This is a genomic window from Hyphomonas pacifica (genome assembly GCF_000682675.1).
Lineage (GTDB): Bacteria > Pseudomonadota > Alphaproteobacteria > Caulobacterales > Hyphomonadaceae > Hyphomonas > Hyphomonas pacifica.
In genome coordinates this window covers 43,537-58,380 of record NZ_AWFA01000002.1, presented here as the reverse complement: position 1 = coordinate 58,380, position 14,844 = coordinate 43,537, and the positions used below count along the sequence as shown (strand labels likewise).

13 protein-coding genes are annotated in these 14,844 nt (G+C 59.3%); 2 read left to right on the top strand and 11 right to left on the bottom strand.

The genetic code is table 11. The features are described 5' to 3' along the window. Window positions 1-41 precede the first annotated feature (41 nt). The 5 genes from HY2_RS01295 to HY2_RS01280 all read right to left on the bottom strand — a co-directional run bounded on the left by HY2_RS01295 (window position 42) and on the right by HY2_RS01280 (window position 2,652). Entirely contained in the window at window positions 42-944 is a 903-nt protein-coding gene (locus HY2_RS01295; protein ID WP_034823920.1) for a glycine--tRNA ligase subunit alpha, read from the bottom strand. Window positions 945-1,017: 73 nt separating this feature from the next. Next, window positions 1,018-1,155 (bottom strand): hypothetical protein, encoded by a 138-nt coding sequence (locus tag HY2_RS17250; RefSeq protein ID WP_155836533.1) that lies wholly within the window; start codon window positions 1,153-1,155, stop codon window positions 1,018-1,020. A gap of 77 nt (window positions 1,156-1,232) precedes the next feature. Beyond that, window positions 1,233-1,961: a tRNA1(Val) (adenine(37)-N6)-methyltransferase gene (locus tag HY2_RS01290; protein ID WP_034823917.1), complete on the bottom strand. Its 729-nt coding sequence runs from the start codon at window positions 1,959-1,961 to the stop codon at window positions 1,233-1,235. Next, window positions 1,961-2,167: a putative signal transducing protein gene (locus tag HY2_RS01285; protein WP_034823915.1), complete on the bottom strand. Its 207-nt coding sequence runs from the start codon at window positions 2,165-2,167 to the stop codon at window positions 1,961-1,963. The genes HY2_RS01290 and HY2_RS01285 overlap by 1 nt, the downstream gene beginning before the upstream one ends. Next, window positions 2,167-2,652, bottom strand: a complete 486-nt coding sequence (locus HY2_RS01280) for a CC0125/CC1285 family lipoprotein (RefSeq protein ID WP_034823913.1) — start codon at window positions 2,650-2,652, stop codon at window positions 2,167-2,169. Before HY2_RS01280 ends, HY2_RS01285 begins: the two co-directional genes overlap by 1 nt. A gap of 166 nt (window positions 2,653-2,818) precedes the next feature. Here HY2_RS01280 and HY2_RS01275 point away from each other — a divergent pair, with 166 nt between their 5' ends. Then, on the top strand, window positions 2,819-3,832 hold the full coding sequence (locus HY2_RS01275) for a polyprenyl synthetase family protein (RefSeq protein WP_034823911.1): 1,014 nt from the start codon (window positions 2,819-2,821) through the stop codon (window positions 3,830-3,832). Here HY2_RS01275 and HY2_RS16540 read toward each other — a convergent pair. Genes HY2_RS16540 through HY2_RS16535 form a run of 4 tightly spaced genes read right to left on the bottom strand, consistent with a single transcriptional unit; the run spans window position 3,816 to window position 8,749 of the window. Continuing rightward, the gene (locus HY2_RS16540) at window positions 3,816-4,898 is read right to left on the bottom strand and encodes a glycosyltransferase family 4 protein (RefSeq protein WP_051594595.1); all 1,083 of its coding nucleotides are present in this window, start codon (window positions 4,896-4,898) and stop codon (window positions 3,816-3,818) included. The genes HY2_RS01275 and HY2_RS16540 overlap by 17 nt on opposite strands. Beyond that, a complete protein-coding gene (locus HY2_RS01265; RefSeq protein ID WP_034823908.1) occupies window positions 4,895-5,767 on the bottom strand; it encodes a 4-(cytidine 5'-diphospho)-2-C-methyl-D-erythritol kinase in 873 nt (290 codons plus the stop codon). Before HY2_RS01265 ends, HY2_RS16540 begins: the two co-directional genes overlap by 4 nt. A 15-nt stretch (window positions 5,768-5,782) precedes the next feature. Further along, the gene (locus HY2_RS01260; RefSeq protein WP_034823906.1) at window positions 5,783-7,543 is read right to left on the bottom strand and encodes a tetratricopeptide repeat protein; all 1,761 of its coding nucleotides are present in this window, start codon (window positions 7,541-7,543) and stop codon (window positions 5,783-5,785) included. A 51-nt stretch (window positions 7,544-7,594) separates the two neighbouring features. After that, window positions 7,595-8,749, bottom strand: coding sequence for an N-acetylmuramoyl-L-alanine amidase family protein (locus tag HY2_RS16535; protein WP_158533978.1), 1,155 nt, complete (start codon window positions 8,747-8,749; stop codon window positions 7,595-7,597). 465 nt (window positions 8,750-9,214) lie between these two features. Here HY2_RS16535 and HY2_RS01250 point away from each other — a divergent pair, with 465 nt between their 5' ends. Continuing rightward, window positions 9,215-11,899 carry an Rne/Rng family ribonuclease gene (locus HY2_RS01250; RefSeq protein ID WP_051594593.1) on the top strand — a complete coding sequence of 895 codons (2,685 nt, stop codon included), beginning with the start codon at window positions 9,215-9,217 and terminating at the stop codon, window positions 11,897-11,899. Window positions 11,900-11,983: 84 nt separating this feature from the next. Here HY2_RS01250 and HY2_RS16975 read toward each other — a convergent pair whose 3' ends face one another. Together HY2_RS16975 and HY2_RS01240 are read right to left on the bottom strand one after the other, a co-directional pair. Further along, on the bottom strand, window positions 11,984-12,448 hold the full coding sequence (locus HY2_RS16975) for a PEGA domain-containing protein (protein WP_064773852.1): 465 nt from the start codon (window positions 12,446-12,448) through the stop codon (window positions 11,984-11,986). 159 nt (window positions 12,449-12,607) lie between these two features. Next, entirely contained in the window at window positions 12,608-14,839 is a 2,232-nt protein-coding gene (locus tag HY2_RS01240; protein WP_034823904.1) for a 3-hydroxyacyl-CoA dehydrogenase NAD-binding domain-containing protein, read from the bottom strand. Window positions 14,840-14,844 lie beyond the last annotated feature (5 nt).

The following is a 14,844-nucleotide window of genomic DNA, read 5'->3' as shown; positions in this document are numbered from 1 at the left end:
CTGAGAATTCGGTGTTCGGTTCATGGGGTGAAATATGGGGATCAAGCGCCCGCCCGGGCCTCTTCCTGTTCGGCCCACTGGGCCGCAGCGCCGCGGGCGAGGTCTCGGACGCGGGCGATATAGGCCTGACGCTCGGTCGGGCTGATGGCGCCGCGCGCGTCGATCAGGTTGAAGGTGTGGGACGCTTTGAGGGCGTAGTCATAGGCCGGTAGCGGCTTTCCCGCTTCGCGCAGCGCATTGGACTGGTTCTCGCAATCGGCAAACCAGCGCTTCAGCATTTCGACATCGGAATGCTCGAAATTGAAGGCCGATTGCTGTTTCTCGTTTTCGAGGAACACGTCGCCATAGGTTAGTGGCACATCGCTTTCCGGATCGTTGAATGGCAGATCGTAGACATTATCGACGCCGAACACATACATGGCGAGGCGTTCGAGGCCATAGGTCAGCTCGCCGGAGACCGGGAACACATCCAGCCCGCCAACCTGCTGGAAATAGGTGTACTGGCTGACTTCCATGCCGTCGCACCAGACTTCCCAGCCGAGGCCCCAGGCCCCGACGGTCGGGTTCTCCCAATCGTCTTCCACGAAACGGATGTCGTGCACCGTCGGCTCGATGCCGATCTCGTAGAGGCTTTCGAGGTAAAGATCTTGCAGATTCGCCGGGTTCGGCTTCAGGATCACCTGATACTGATAATAGTGGCCAAGACGGTTCGGGTTTTCACCATAGCGCGCATCCTTCGGGCGGCGGGAGGGCTGCACATAGGCGGCGCGCCATTCCTTGGGCCCCAGCGCACGCAGCACAGTTGCCGGGTGAAGCGTACCGGCGCCGACTTCCATGTCATAGGGCTGCAGGATCGCGCAGCCCTGTGCGGCCCAGTAATTCTGCAGCCTCAGAATAATGTCCTGAAAGGATTTCGGTTTGGATTTCGCTTCGGGTGCAGTCATGGCTCTGATCCGGAAATATGGTTCCGTGCGGGGTTACAGCTGGCCGCGGAGTGACGCAAGCGCGGCAATGCGATCAGAACATGCCGCGGGATTCCTCGTTATCATTCGATCCGCTGCCCCGCCCCGTCACCGCCCGATAAAAACCGGCATGGCCAAGGGCGGCGACAATGACGCCGAAGATCAGAAAGGCCCAGAACAAGAGGCCGAACATGGCCACCTCCTTTACAAGCGCCCTACGCTCACATGCCGCACGATACGCCCGGATCGCCGAGGGCCCAAGATAATTCGCTACCAGGCGATCGGCAGGCCGCGCCGAATGGCCTCCAGAGCCGCACTGGATGTGCCGTCTTCCTGATGCGTCACCAACGGCGCCAGCAGCCTGACCGGCCCGCGCTTCAGGCCCTTTCGCCCCCGCACCAGAACACGCCGGGCCTCCTCACGCTGCTTTGACGCGATGGGCAGAACCGTAATATCGCCGGTCTGACGCTCAAAGACGGACAGGATACGCGCTAGTTCAGCCGCGCGGTGGATTATGACCAACGGGGCACGCGGCCTGGCGGCAAAGGCCATCGCCTTGATCCAGCTCTCCAGGCTGAGGGATTCCAGATAGGCGACCTGCTTGCCTTCGCCCGGCGCGGTAATGCGTCCCGGCTGGAAATAAGGGGGATTGGAGAAGACGAGATCAAACCGGTTTTCCTTGCCACGCACCCAGAGGCCAGCATCGCTCGTCTCGACGCTTACGCGGTCTGTGAAATTGTTGGCATCAGCCGCCTGCCTGGCCAGAGAAGACATGCCATCATCAATATCAATCCCGGTGAATGTGACACCCGGCAAACGGAAGGCTGCCGTCATCAGCGCGCCGCCGCATCCGCAGCCAACCTCAAGGGCGTGGCCTTGCGGTTTTTCCGGCAGCGCAGCCGCCAGCATCAACGAATCTGTCCCTGCCCGGAACCCCTTCTCCGGCTGGAACAGTTTCACCCGCCCCTGATAGACAGTATCCTCTGTAATGCCGCGCACTAGCCGCGCTCTACCTCTGCGAGGGCAGCCTCAGCCTGAGCCTTCAGCTCTTCCGGTACCATTACGCGACGGGGAAAAGCGCCAATATTACCCTCCACAGCGGAAATGTGCTGATCCGCAATGAAATAGCGGATACCGGCTTCCTGTAGCAGATGCTCGATATAGCTCAGCTTGACCATGTCATTGGTCCGGAAAACTTCTTCCATTATTGCATCGCACTTCGCAGATTGATCTCGACAGAACGGGCATCATAGGCATTCGGGTTATCCGGCTTTTCGCCTGTGCCTGTTACGATTTCCAGCACTTCCGTAACCGTACCTCCCGTACTGCCGCCAAGCGGAAGGCCGATCCCGACGCCCACACCGACACTACTGCTGCGACCATAGGATCCCGTGCCGCCGCCAATCGATACGGAGGACCGGCTGCGCGGCTCCTGCGCCACATCGGTATAGCCGCTGACAACTTCGAACCAGTCCCCGCCTTCCAGCAATGTCAGTTCAGCCGCGCGTAGCAGCGCATAGTCACGCGCGCGACGTGGATCACTATCAGTATAGGCGATCTGGAAGCGGTTCGTCTCAATCTGTTGGGTTGTGTATCCATCCGCACCGGCCTTGGCTGCCGGGCCATAGGGCGTGGTTGTTGTACATGCTGCCAGAAGCAAGGCGGCGGACAGTCCAATCAGAATTCTCATGCGTTTCTCTCCCAAGGCTCATTTGCTGTAACTGTCGCATAGGCAAGGCTGCCGTACCATAACAGATATAGGTCAACCTGCGGCCCGCTGCCACGTCGAGCTTGAAGCCCATCGCGCCTAAGTATATTTCCGGAAGCACTGCATATAGGACAGGAGCCTTCAAAACGTGACCCTTTCGCCCAAGCCAAAAGGCAAAGCGGCCATCGGTTCCATTGTGGAGCGGATGCAAACGCTGGTGTCCGAAGACCTTGCGGCAGTCGAGGCACTGCTGGCTCAACGGGCCGCCAGCCCTGTCGCCATCATTCCTGACCTGTCCGGCTATATCGTCTCTGCAGGCGGCAAGAGGCTGCGCCCGCTGATCACGCTGATTGCTGCCCACGCCGTGGGCAAGGCCAACTCGGCAACCCATGCTCTGGCCGCCGCTGTAGAGTTCATCCACACGGCCACCCTGCTGCATGATGATGTCGTCGACGAAAGCGACCTGCGACGCGGCAAGCCCGCCGCAAAAGCCATCTGGGGCAACAAGGCCTCCATCCTGGTGGGGGACTTCCTGTTCGCCCGCGCCTTCAATTTGCTGGTCGAAGCCAACAGTCTGGACATTCTGAACCGGCTGGCCACGGCGTCTACCATTATTGCCGAAGGCGAAGTCCGCCAGCTGGCCGCCATGCAGTCTGGCGAGCTGCCGACTGAAGATTACCTGGCCATTGTAGAAGCCAAGACGGGCGCCCTGTTTGAAGCGGCGGCTGAAACAGGCGCGATGTCTGCCGTTGGAGACCAGTACGCTCATGCGCTGGCGACCTATGGCAAGAATCTCGGGCTGGCCTTCCAGATCATTGATGATGTGCTGGATTATGGTGGCACGACGTCTGTGATCGGCAAATCCGTCGGCGATGACTTCCGCGAGTGTAAAATCACCTTGCCTGTGATCATCGCCAAGCGCCGGGGCTCTGATGAAGACCGGGAGTTCTGGGAAAAGGCCATGAACCCGGATACGCAGGAAGAATCAGATCTGGCCCATGCCGTTCACCTGATCCGCGCAACCGGTGCAGCCGAGGCCACGGTTCAAGAGGCGGAAGCCTATGCCGGTCTGGCGAAAAGCGCGCTGCGCACCCTGCCGGATACGCCCTATCGCGAAGCACTGGAAGATCTCGCAGATTTCTGCGTCAGCCGCGCTTACTGATCGGCCGGGATCGCTCCCATAGCCAAAGCCCTAGACCAAGCCCTGTCAGACCCGCCAAAACGCCTGCCTGCAGCAATGGGACATAAGCGGCCTGCCCCCCCCCTCTCACCTGCATCTCGAAGAACAGTGTAAAGGTCGCTGCAACCATGCAGACCACCGTCATGCCCCACCAGACGAGCGCCGCTTTGACATGGCCCCACCCTTTGGCCCGGAGACGCTGATAAGCGTGATCTGTATGGGCCACGAGCAGGTTTCGCCGCTTCAGGCTCCGCCATGCCAAAGTCAAAAGCACATCGACCAGAAATGGCAGGCATAGCGTGAGGGAGAACAGCGCCGCGCGCAGCCCCTCCATGCTGGCAGAGACGAGATAGAGTCCCATCAAACCGAACAGGCCACCCGCACCGAGGGATCCGCAATCCCCGGCATAGAGCACCCCCTGCATGTTCCAGAACAGGAAACCCACAACCGCGCCAAAGAAAGCAAATTGCGTCAGCAAGGCGAGGCCGCCCACATGATCTGGCCGACATGCGACCCAACACATCATCGACACCGCAAACAGAGGGAACAAGCCAAGCACCATGAGGCCGGAAGACCCAATCGCAAGCCCGTTTGATCCATCCATGAAGTTCGTAGCGTTTGTGATTACAATGAGCCAACCGATAGCCAGAATGCCGGTCACACCTCCCATGAACGTTCCGGATAGAAAAAATGGCGATGCAGCCGCGATAGCCCATACCAGTAGCAGGCCAAGCTTGGTCAGAGCGCGCAAGCCAAACCAGTCATCTGCAAATCCGATCAGAAAAGGCGTGATCACCAGCGCGACGGCCCCAGCCACTCTCCAGAATGACGAGCCGTCCTCGCGAAAAAGACCGTGGACCGCCGCACCAATGGCGACAATGATGCAAACCGTCAGCAGGATACCCAGCCCACCCGTACGCGGGACAGGCGCAGCCTGCTGCTTGCGCCCGCCATCTGGCGCATCCAGCAGAGGCAGATATTTTACCAGCCCGCACAGCAGGAAGGAGACGACTGAGCCCCCGGCAAACAGGACGAGCGGATAGTTCATCGCGCATCTCCCAGTATGGTCGCACGTACCCACCAATCCGGCCGCGCCTGACACATTACGACTTCGGCAGCCGTGGCGGCACCCTGTGTCTCAAACAGGGCAAAACATGTTGCGCCCGAACCGCTCATCCGCACAAGACGCGCGCCTTCAAGGCCGGAGAGCGTTTCCAGAACAGTCGCAATGGCAGGTACATTCGAAATAGCCGGTGCCTGAAGGTCATTCCGTTGGTCCCGTAGCCAGTCGATCAGTGCTGGCGCATCCACAAACTCTGGCAGGGCGGAAACCTCGCGAAAGCCATCGCCGCCCCCTGCTTCATCATAGGCCCGGAAGATCGGCCCGGTTGGACAATCCAGCCCCGGATTGACCAGGATGGCGGGCAGTTTCGGCAAGCCACTGACAGGGCTGACCCGTTCGCCTTCTCCTTGCATCAACGCGGTGCAGCCGATCAGTGCAACCGGCACATCCCCGCCGAGCCGCGGCGCGATTTCCTGCGCCAGCGCCGCATCAGCTTCCCACAGCTCCGTCAGAAGACGTAGCGCGGCGCCAGCGTCTGCTGAGCCGCCACCAATTCCTGCAGCAACCGGCAAATGCTTCTCAAGATGCAGGCGCGCGCCATGTTGCGTGCCAGCAGCGGCATTCAGGGTTTCGGCGGCCCAAAGAACCAGATTGCTGGCATCGGCCTCCAGCTCCTCGCCGCGCGGGCCGGACACGCTGAGAGTTAGGTCTTCAGCGGCCTCCGCCGTCACAAGGTCAGCCGCCTCCGGGCCAGCGAAAACAACCAGCGAGTCAAGCGGATGTCGCCCATTCGGCTTAATGGGACCCACATGCAGGTAAAGGTTCACCTTGGCTGGCGCACGGGATGTCAGCATATCCGGAGGGCCGCCCTATGGCTGTTGCGGAATCGGCAAGCCATTGCTGTCCGATTCTGCGTGCTTTACGGATGACGTGCCCGGGCCGCTGACCAGTTTCACTTCGATCCGTTCCCGATCTGCAATTGATGGGTTCAGGCGCAGCGAGCGCTGCCACTGGAATCGCGCTTCCAGCTTACGACCTGTCTGCCAATAAGCATCGCCGAGATGGTCGTTCAGTACGGCATCCCCGGGCTCCATCTCGACAGCACGCTCCAAATAGCGCACAGCCATTCCATAGCGCCCCAAGCGGTAATGAGCCCAGCCGAGGCTATCGAGAATAAAACCGGACTCAGGCTCGATTTTTGCCGCCTTGCGGATCATGTCGATTGCGGCATCGAGATTTTTGCCCCGATCGACATAGGAATAGCCCAGCGAGTTCAACAAGGCAGCATCATCGGGATTGAGCGCGAGGGCCTCCACCATATCCATTTCAGCTGCCGGCCAGCGGCCCATCTTTTCCCGCGCAAGGCCGCGCGCAAACAGAAGGCGCCAGTCCTGCCGGTCAGCCTCCGCATCCTCATCAATTATCTGCGTTAGAATGGTGTCAGCCTCACCATAGCGGTCAAGCGAGCGGTAAAGATCTGCCAGCTGCACTTTCAAGGCACGGTCAGGCTGATGCTTCAGGGCTTCGGCAGCCACTGACAGGGCTGCTTGGTTACGCCCGCTATGGCGCAGGGCCCACGCAATCTGGCCACGTGATGTGGCATAAAAAGCCGAATTCTCCGGCACACTGGCCAGCACAGCAATCGCCTCTTCATGCCGCCCTGCATTGTCCAGCGTTTGCCCCCAGAGGGAACGAGCGACATGCAGATCAGGGTCGAGCGCCAAGGCTAGTACGAAATAGACCGCCGAGACATCATCTTCGGTCTGCGTCATCAACGCCGCCGCCGGAATGTATACAGCCAGCGCAGCCCCTTGCGACGGCTTCAGCCGCCTGACCTTGATTTTATCGCCTGCTTCAATAGCGGCGCGCAGCCAGTCGAGCGAGGCATTCGTGCCAACTTCAGAGCGAAACGCGCTGAGCAGACCAAGCGCTTCTGCCCTCTGCCCGCGGTTGGCCAGCAGGCGGGCATGCGCCTCGACACCAACCGCCAGCCGGGCGCCGGACTGCCACAAGGTTTCAAAGGTCGAGAGCGCAGCATCATCCTGTCCGGCCGACAATTGCACCAGCCCCATCATATAGAGCGTTGCGCTGTCCAGCCGCGGATCGCCCGTCAGGCCTTCATTCAGATACCGGACCGCCGCAGCTGAGCCTTTCGTATCCACGACGCGCCAGGCGGAAAGCCCGCGTGCGACCACGCGATTGAAGGGCCCAAATCGGGTTTCGTCCAGCATTTCCTGCGCGGCAGAATCCTTGCCTCTGCGCAGGGCATCCACGCCAAGGGTCAGCCGAACAAGCGCTGCATCACTGCCGAGCCCTTCGGCCCGTCGCGCCAGCTTCACGCCCTCATCATAATTGCCGGACAGCAAGGCCGCGAACAGCGCCCGATCTGCAATGCCGGACTTTTCCGGTGCGCTATCAATGGCGGCCGCATAATGCGCTGCCGCGATTTGCGGGTCATTCGTCATCGCCGCATAGCGGGCAATCAGGAAGTCACTATAGGCCTTTGCGTTATCGGGTCTGCCTGACTGGATCAGATTCCGGTCCAGTACGCCCAAACTCTCCGGAGTGCTCACGCAGGAACTCGCCAGCGCCAGACAGGCTGGCAAAATCAGGAGACGTAGTGACATCATCAGGTCCAGCTTCTCAGCAACAGAGTGCTACGGCAAGGGAATTCAAAGGGCTCATCCCTGCCCTGCCAGCAGGACGTCCTGCTTGTCAAAAAACCGGTCGATGCCGCGCTTGACCGCCCCCATGGCCTTGTTCATGGCCTTGTCGGATTGCAGGCGCTTGGCGTCTTCACGATTGGTCACAAAGCCCATTTCCAGCAGCACAGCCGGTACGTCCGGCGCAAGCAGGACATAGAATCCGGCATTGCGGTGTGTATTGCGCAGGACAGGTCCGGACTTTTTCAGCTCCGGCAAGAGCATCTCGGCAAACTCGGCTGAGCGGGTCTTTGTTTCCCGTTTCACGAGATCTTCCAGAATACCACTCAGCTGTTTAGGCGCACCATCCTCAATCGGGATGCGCCAATTGTTCTTGTTGGCTTCCTTGTCGATCCGGCGCTCGCCATTGGCAGAGATCGTGTAGACCGAAGCGCCAGCCGTTTCGGAGGATCTGGCCGCGTCCGCGTGAAGGGAAATGAACAGGTCAGCGCCCCAATTGCGTGCCATGGTCACCCGGTCTTCATGCTCGATATAGATATCCGTGTCGCGCGTCAGACGCACGGAATAGCGCGGGTCCACTTCCAAGTGCTTCTTCAGCGCCAGCGCCGCACGCAGGGTGATATCCTTCTCCGTGCCACCCGTAATGGGCAGTGACCCCGGATCCTTACCACCATGCCCTGCATCAATCACAACGACATATTTCTGGCCTGAAGCGCGCCGTGAAGAAACAACCGGCTCATCCGGACGAAGCGAGGCCATTTCGCGGTTCATGGCCGCCTTCTGCTCCTCGGCCCGAAAGGCGCCCAGCTTGCGCATGTCACGCTTGGCGACACTGCTGAAGCGCGCGGCTGAAACAGTCTGCAAGTCAATAATTACACGGTGAAGAGGCTCATTTCCCGCGGGCGGCAGGCTGAGTACGCGCGCCACCATCAACGGCTTATCGAGGGCAAAGCTGAGCGTGTCATTGGACAACGCCCAGGTTTCCACACCGCCCATGCCATCCCCGGAGCGGGGGGCAACGACGTCATTCAGGGGCAGGATCAGGCTGCGCGCACCACCGGATTCCGCCAGGAAAGCGCGGGCATCCTGGGCTGTATCGCTCCAGATCGTTATCCGTGTGGGCTCTCCATTGCCCACAACCTGCACCCGGCGCACCTCTGCAGAGGCGGACAATGCTATGCAGAGACAGGCAATAGAAAGGAAAATCAAACGCAAACAGGGCATCAGGCGATCACTCAAACCGGATTAGAGTGACTCTCCCTAACAGACCGAATATTAACCCAGCATTGACTACAGGAAACGTAATACAGCTGTTACTGCTCGCATTTTGGTCTTTTCTTGAGGCACAAAATTGGGCAGTATCAGATGGTAGCCGACAGATTGGCCTACCAAACAAGTTTCCCATAGTCGCGACAGCGATCCTGGCTTCACCGAAAAGGCAAGCGGGCGCCGCGCTCCGGAAAGCAAAGAAGATGTATATGGGTGCCGTAGTCAAAACCAACGAACCTGTGCTGCCATTGCTGCAGTCGGGACGGTATGACACCACCCTCCCCTTAAATTTACAGACCGGCCCTGAGGCTGGCTTGAGGTGCCCAAAGGCACCCTATGCCGCCCTGCCGGCTCAAAAGGTTCTCATACATGAGCAAACTCATGCTAATCGACGCCGCCCACCCGGAAGAGACCCGTGTGGCGATCGTCAACAATGGTCAGGTCGACGACTTCGACTTCGAGACAACTGGTAGCGAACAACTCCGCGGAAACATTTACCTGGCAAAGGTGACGCGCGTTGAGCCGTCCCTGCAGGCAGCTTTCGTTGAGTATGGCGGCAATCGCCATGGCTTCCTGGCCTTCAGCGAGATCCACCCGGATTACTACCAGCTTCCTGCCGAAGACCGCGAAGCCCTGCTCCGTGAAGCTGCCGAGGAAGCCGCTGCCGCCATCGAAGACGATGACGAAGATGATGATGACACCTCCGAGAATGGCGATGATGAGGCAGATGAGTCTTCCGCTTCGGACGAGTCCGATAGTGATGACGAGGAAGAGGATGACTCCGAAAGCAATGGAGAGGCCAAGTCTGAAAAGGCCCGCAAGCCAAAAAAATCCAGCCGCACCTCCATCTCCAAGCGCTACAAAATCCAGGAAGTCATCCGCCGCCGTCAGGTGATGCTGGTGCAGGTCGTGAAGGAAGAGCGCGGCAACAAGGGCGCCGCCCTGACCACCTATCTCTCACTGGCTGGCCGCTATTCCGTGCTGATGCCGAACACGCCACGTGGCGGGGGCATCTCCCGCAAGATCGTGAATGGCGCTGACCGCCGCCGCCTGAAATCCATCGTTGCCGAACTGGATGTGCCGGACGGCATGGGCCTGATCGTGCGGACAGCGGGCGCAAAGCGCACCAAAGCCGAGATCAAGCGCGACTATGATTATCTCTCCAAACTTTGGGAAACCATTGTAGAGAAGACGCTCTCCTCAGAAGCCCCGATGCTGATCAATGCCGAAGGCGGGCTGGTCCACCGCGCGATGCGGGACATGTTCGATAAGGAAATCGAGGAAGTCCTTGTGCAGGGCGAGGACGCCTATCGCGAGGCCAAGGATCTGGCCAAGCTGATTATGCCCAGCCAGGCCAAGAAAGTTCAGCACTGGAAGGATGAAGACCCGATCTTCGTCGCCGAGGCGGTCGAGCAGCAGCTCGATTCCATCTACTCCCCGGTCGTTCAGCTGAAATCCGGCGGCTATCTGGTAATCAACCAGACCGAAGCGCTTGTCGCAATTGACGTGAATTCCGGTAAATCCACCCGCGAACGCAACATCGAGCAGACGGCTCTGCGCACCAATCTGGAAGCGGCCGAAGAGGCCTGCCGCCAGATGCGCCTGCGCGATCTTGCTGGCCTCATCGTGATCGACTTCATCGACATGGATGAGAACAAAAACAATCGCGCCGTCGAGAAGAAGCTGAAAGAGCATCTCAAAGTCGACCGCGCGCGGGTGCAGCATGGCCGCATCTCTCAGTTCGGCCTGATGGAAATCTCCCGCCAGCGCCGCCGCCAGGGCGTCCTGCAGGCAACATCTGATCCGTGCGAAGCCTGTAATGGCACAGGCCGCCGCCGCTCCATTCCATCTGCTGCGCTGCAACTGATCCGGGCCATCGAGGCACGCGCCTCCATGGGCGGCCTCAAGGCAATCTCCGTGAAGGCGCCGACAGATGTCGCGCTTTACCTGCTGAACAATAAGCGCGAGGCGCTGGTGGAAGTTGAGCGTATGGCCGGCTTTGCCGTCTCCATCCATTCTTCCGAAGACATGCTGCCGGGCGACTTTGTGATCGACGCAGAGCGCGACCCGAACGGCAAACCGAAAAAACGCAAACCCCCGCGCTCGCTCGCCAAGCCTTCCAAGCAGGAGGTTACTGAGGACGAGGCAGACGAGGACGAAGAAGACACCACCGCCGACTCCTCCGAACAGGAAGAGGAAAACACGGGCGGTCGCCGCAAGCGTCGTCGCCGTCGTGGCGGACGTGGCCGCAAGTCCGAGAGCGCCGAAACGAGCGACGAACAGTCCGCCGAGGACAGCGAGGACGATGACAGCAATGACGACGAGGCGGACACCTCTTCGGAAAGCGACACGAACGAGGATGGCTCACCTCGCAAGCGTCGCCGCCGAGGCCGTCGCGGAGGCCGTCGGCGGCGCAAGTCCAACGAAAACCGCATCGACACAGGCGACGAAGCCCCCACAGACGGCGGCGCCTATCTGGACGGCTTGTCTGCGAGTGCTGCGGAAATGCTCGACGATGTTCCGGCGAGCGAAGTAAAAGCCGCCGAAGAGGCTGAAGCCGCCAAGGCCGCAGAAGCTGAACGCGCCGCCAAGGCAGAAGCGGATGCAGCAAAGGCTGAAGCGAAAGCCGAGGAGAGCGCCGCCAAGGCCGAAGCACAGGACGACGCGAAGTCTGACGAGACATCATCCGAAGAGAAACCGAAGCGCGCCCGCCGCTCTCGCAAAAAGCCAACCAAAGCTGAGGCGGAGGAGGCTCCGGCCGCTGCAGAGAAAATGCCTTCCAAAGAAGACAAGGCCCCGGAGCTTGAGTCTGAGAAGATTGAACCTGCGGACGAACCTGCTGAAGCTCATGTTGCGGAAAAGGCTGAGCCTGCTCCCGCACCGGAACCTGAAGCCAAGCCAGAACCAGAGCCTGCAGCCGAACCCGAAACGGTCGACGCGGAGCCCGTCATGGCTGAGGCTGCTGAAACCAAACCTGCTGAAAGCGCCGAACCTGAGAAAAAGGACACGCGTCCCAAACGCACCGGCTGGTGGGCCCGCGCCAAGCGCGACTAGTGCCTCCTCTCTACAAGGTAAAACAAAAAAGGCCGGAGCAATTTTGCTCCGGCCTTTTTCTATATACTAGTCTGTTGGCTGATATCAGGAACCTGTTTCAATTTCTTCAGTAACAGTTTCAACGACCTCTTTAGTTGCCGGTTTGACTTCCGCATCACCAGCCGGGACAAGCGTTGCCACCATCGGGTTTGGCTTGAGATCATTCATCGCACCTGTAGACGCATCTACGGCCGCACCGATAACACCACCCAGAAGAATATTCCCGGCCATGCCTGCAGTTCCGTCGCCAGACAGTTTCGGCTCCAACAACTGCACCCAGGTTTCATAACCTTCCTTCGCTATCTCAACCGAGTATGTGTATTTCCGGTTCAATTCCATTGTGCACGGAGTTGTACATCCTGGTTGATTGATACGTCCGCTCACCTCGTTGAACGTCACGGTCGCCCCCGCAGGCGTTGATTCAAATGAGACAGTATCATCCGTTCCCTTCGTGACAGTCGCGCACGCACCAAGGCTCAGGGCTGCGCCCAGCACTACGAATAGCTTCATGGAATTCTCCCAGTTATTCCCCACGACCCATCTGATCGTAGAAATGTAATTCTATCTACAGTTTCTAAAGTCAATATAAAAAAGAAGGCTGTCACCCAATATTTGCGACAGCCTTCTCTATTGCGGGAAAATACTCGCGAAGAACTCGCCTAAAGAAGCTTACGCAGCTACTTTCTCAGCCTTACCAGCAGGCGGGAAGCGATCGTAGAAGCCTTCGCCTTTTTCGGCCATGTCGCGCAGCAGGGCTGGCGGCTCAAACCGTTCACCATACTTCTTGGCCAGACGATCTGCTTCGGCCACGAACTCCTTGATGCCCCAAATGAGATCCACATAGGAACAACAGCCACCCGTGTACGGCGCGAAGCCCCAAGCCAGGATGGAGCCGATGTCTGCGTCGCGCGCATCCGTTATGACGCCTTCGTCAAAGCAGCGAGCCACTTCGATTGCCTGACGTACGAGGAAGCGGTTCTTCAACTCCTGCTTCAGTTCCGGCGGGCATTCGTCCACTTTCACTTCGAGGCGGGTGTTCAGGTCGGGCCAGAGCTGGTCCGGACGACCCTTCTCATTATAGTCGTAGAAGCCTTTGCCGGCCTTGCGGCCAACGCGCCCCTGGTCTTCGACCAGCCAGGCCAGGAACTGCGTACGATCATCTGTCTGCAGATCGATGCCTGCCGCTTCAGCGGTTGCGCGCGTCACTTTCAGGGCCGTATCGAGACCGACCGAGTCAGACACTTCCAGGGGGCCCATCGGCATGCCGGACTGACGCCCGACATTCTCGATGATGGCCGGCTTGATACCTTCCGCCAGCATTTCCATACCTTCGCGGGTATAAGTGCCGAAACAGCGGGACGTGTAGAAGCCGCGGCTATCATTGACAGCAATCGGCGTCTTGCGAATGGCCAGCACATAGTCGACCGCCTTGGCAAGTGTCTCTTCGCTGGTCTTCTCACCACTGATGATCTCCACCAGACCCATCCGCTCAACCGGTGAGAAGAAGTGGATGCCGATGAAATTCTCAGGGCGCTTGGAGGCTTTCGCCAGACCTGTGATCGGCAGCGTTGAAGTGTTGGAGCCGAACACCGCGGTCTCGTCCAGAACAGCCTCGGCCATGCCTGTGATCTTGGCCTTCAGCTCTTCATTCTCGAACACCGCTTCGATGACCAGGTCAGCGCCTTTGACATCGTCATAATTGTCCGTGGTCGTGATCAGGTCGAGCAGCTTGTCGCCTTTCTCCTGAGTGGACTTGCCTCGGGAAACGTCCTTCTCCACGAGACGGCGGGAGTAATCCTTGCCCTTCTCGGCGTTTTCCTTGGAGACATCGACCAGAACTGTCGGGATACCGGCCTTTGCCTGGACATAGGCAATGCCTGCGCCCATGAGACCCGCCCCGATGACGGCAATCTTCTTGAACTCCGTCTTCGGATAACCTGCCGGACGGTTGCCGCCCTTGGACAATTCCTGCATCGACAGGAAGAGAGAGCGAATCATTGCTTTCGCTTCAGGGCGCTGCTGGGTGTTGATAAAGTAACGTGTCTCGATACGCAGAGCGGCATCGATCGGCACCTGGATTCCTTCATAAACACAGGAAAGAATGTTCTTCTGGGCCGGATAGTTGCCATAGGTCTTGGCAGCCAGCATGGCATTCGCCATGGTCTGGACCTGACCGGCCCCAGGGCTTCTGTGCGGCACGCCGCCAGGAACCTTGAAGCCTTTTACATCCCACGGCGCTTTCGCTGTCGGGTTCGCCTTGACCCATGCCTTGGCCTTGTCGACCGTCTCGGAAGACGGCGCGAGCTCTTGCACCACGCCCATGGAGAACGCTTTCTCTGCATTGAAGCTTTCGCCCTGCAGGATTAGCGGTAAAGCCGCCTGCACGCCAACCAGGCGCGGCAGGCGCTGCGTCCCGCCAGCGCCCGGCAGAAGGCCGATCTTGGCTTCCGGCAGACCGAATTGCAGCTTCGGATTGTCGTTCGCTGCCACGCGGTAATGACAGGCGAGCGCCACTTCGAGACCGCCGCCAAGCGCCAGACCGTTCAGCGCGATGGCCACAGGCTTGCCGCAGGTTTCCAGTTCACGGAGCGTCTTGTTAAGGGAGAAGCCTTGGTCGAACTGTTTCTTTTTCAGTTCGGCTTCGGAGAGGTCTTCCTTCTTGCCGCCACCAGACCGCTCATTCATTTCCCCCAGATCAGCCCCTGCGCAGAAGCCGCTTGGCTTTCCGGAGGAGATGACGAGGCCCTTGATGGCGTCATTGGAAGCAACTTCCTGAGAGATCGCGATGATGTCTGCGACAGCTTTCGCCGTCAGCGTGTTCATGCTGCGGCCCGGCACGTCAAAGACTGCGTGCGCAATGCCGTCACCATCGACGTCCCAACCGAATGTTTCGAGTTTCATATCGT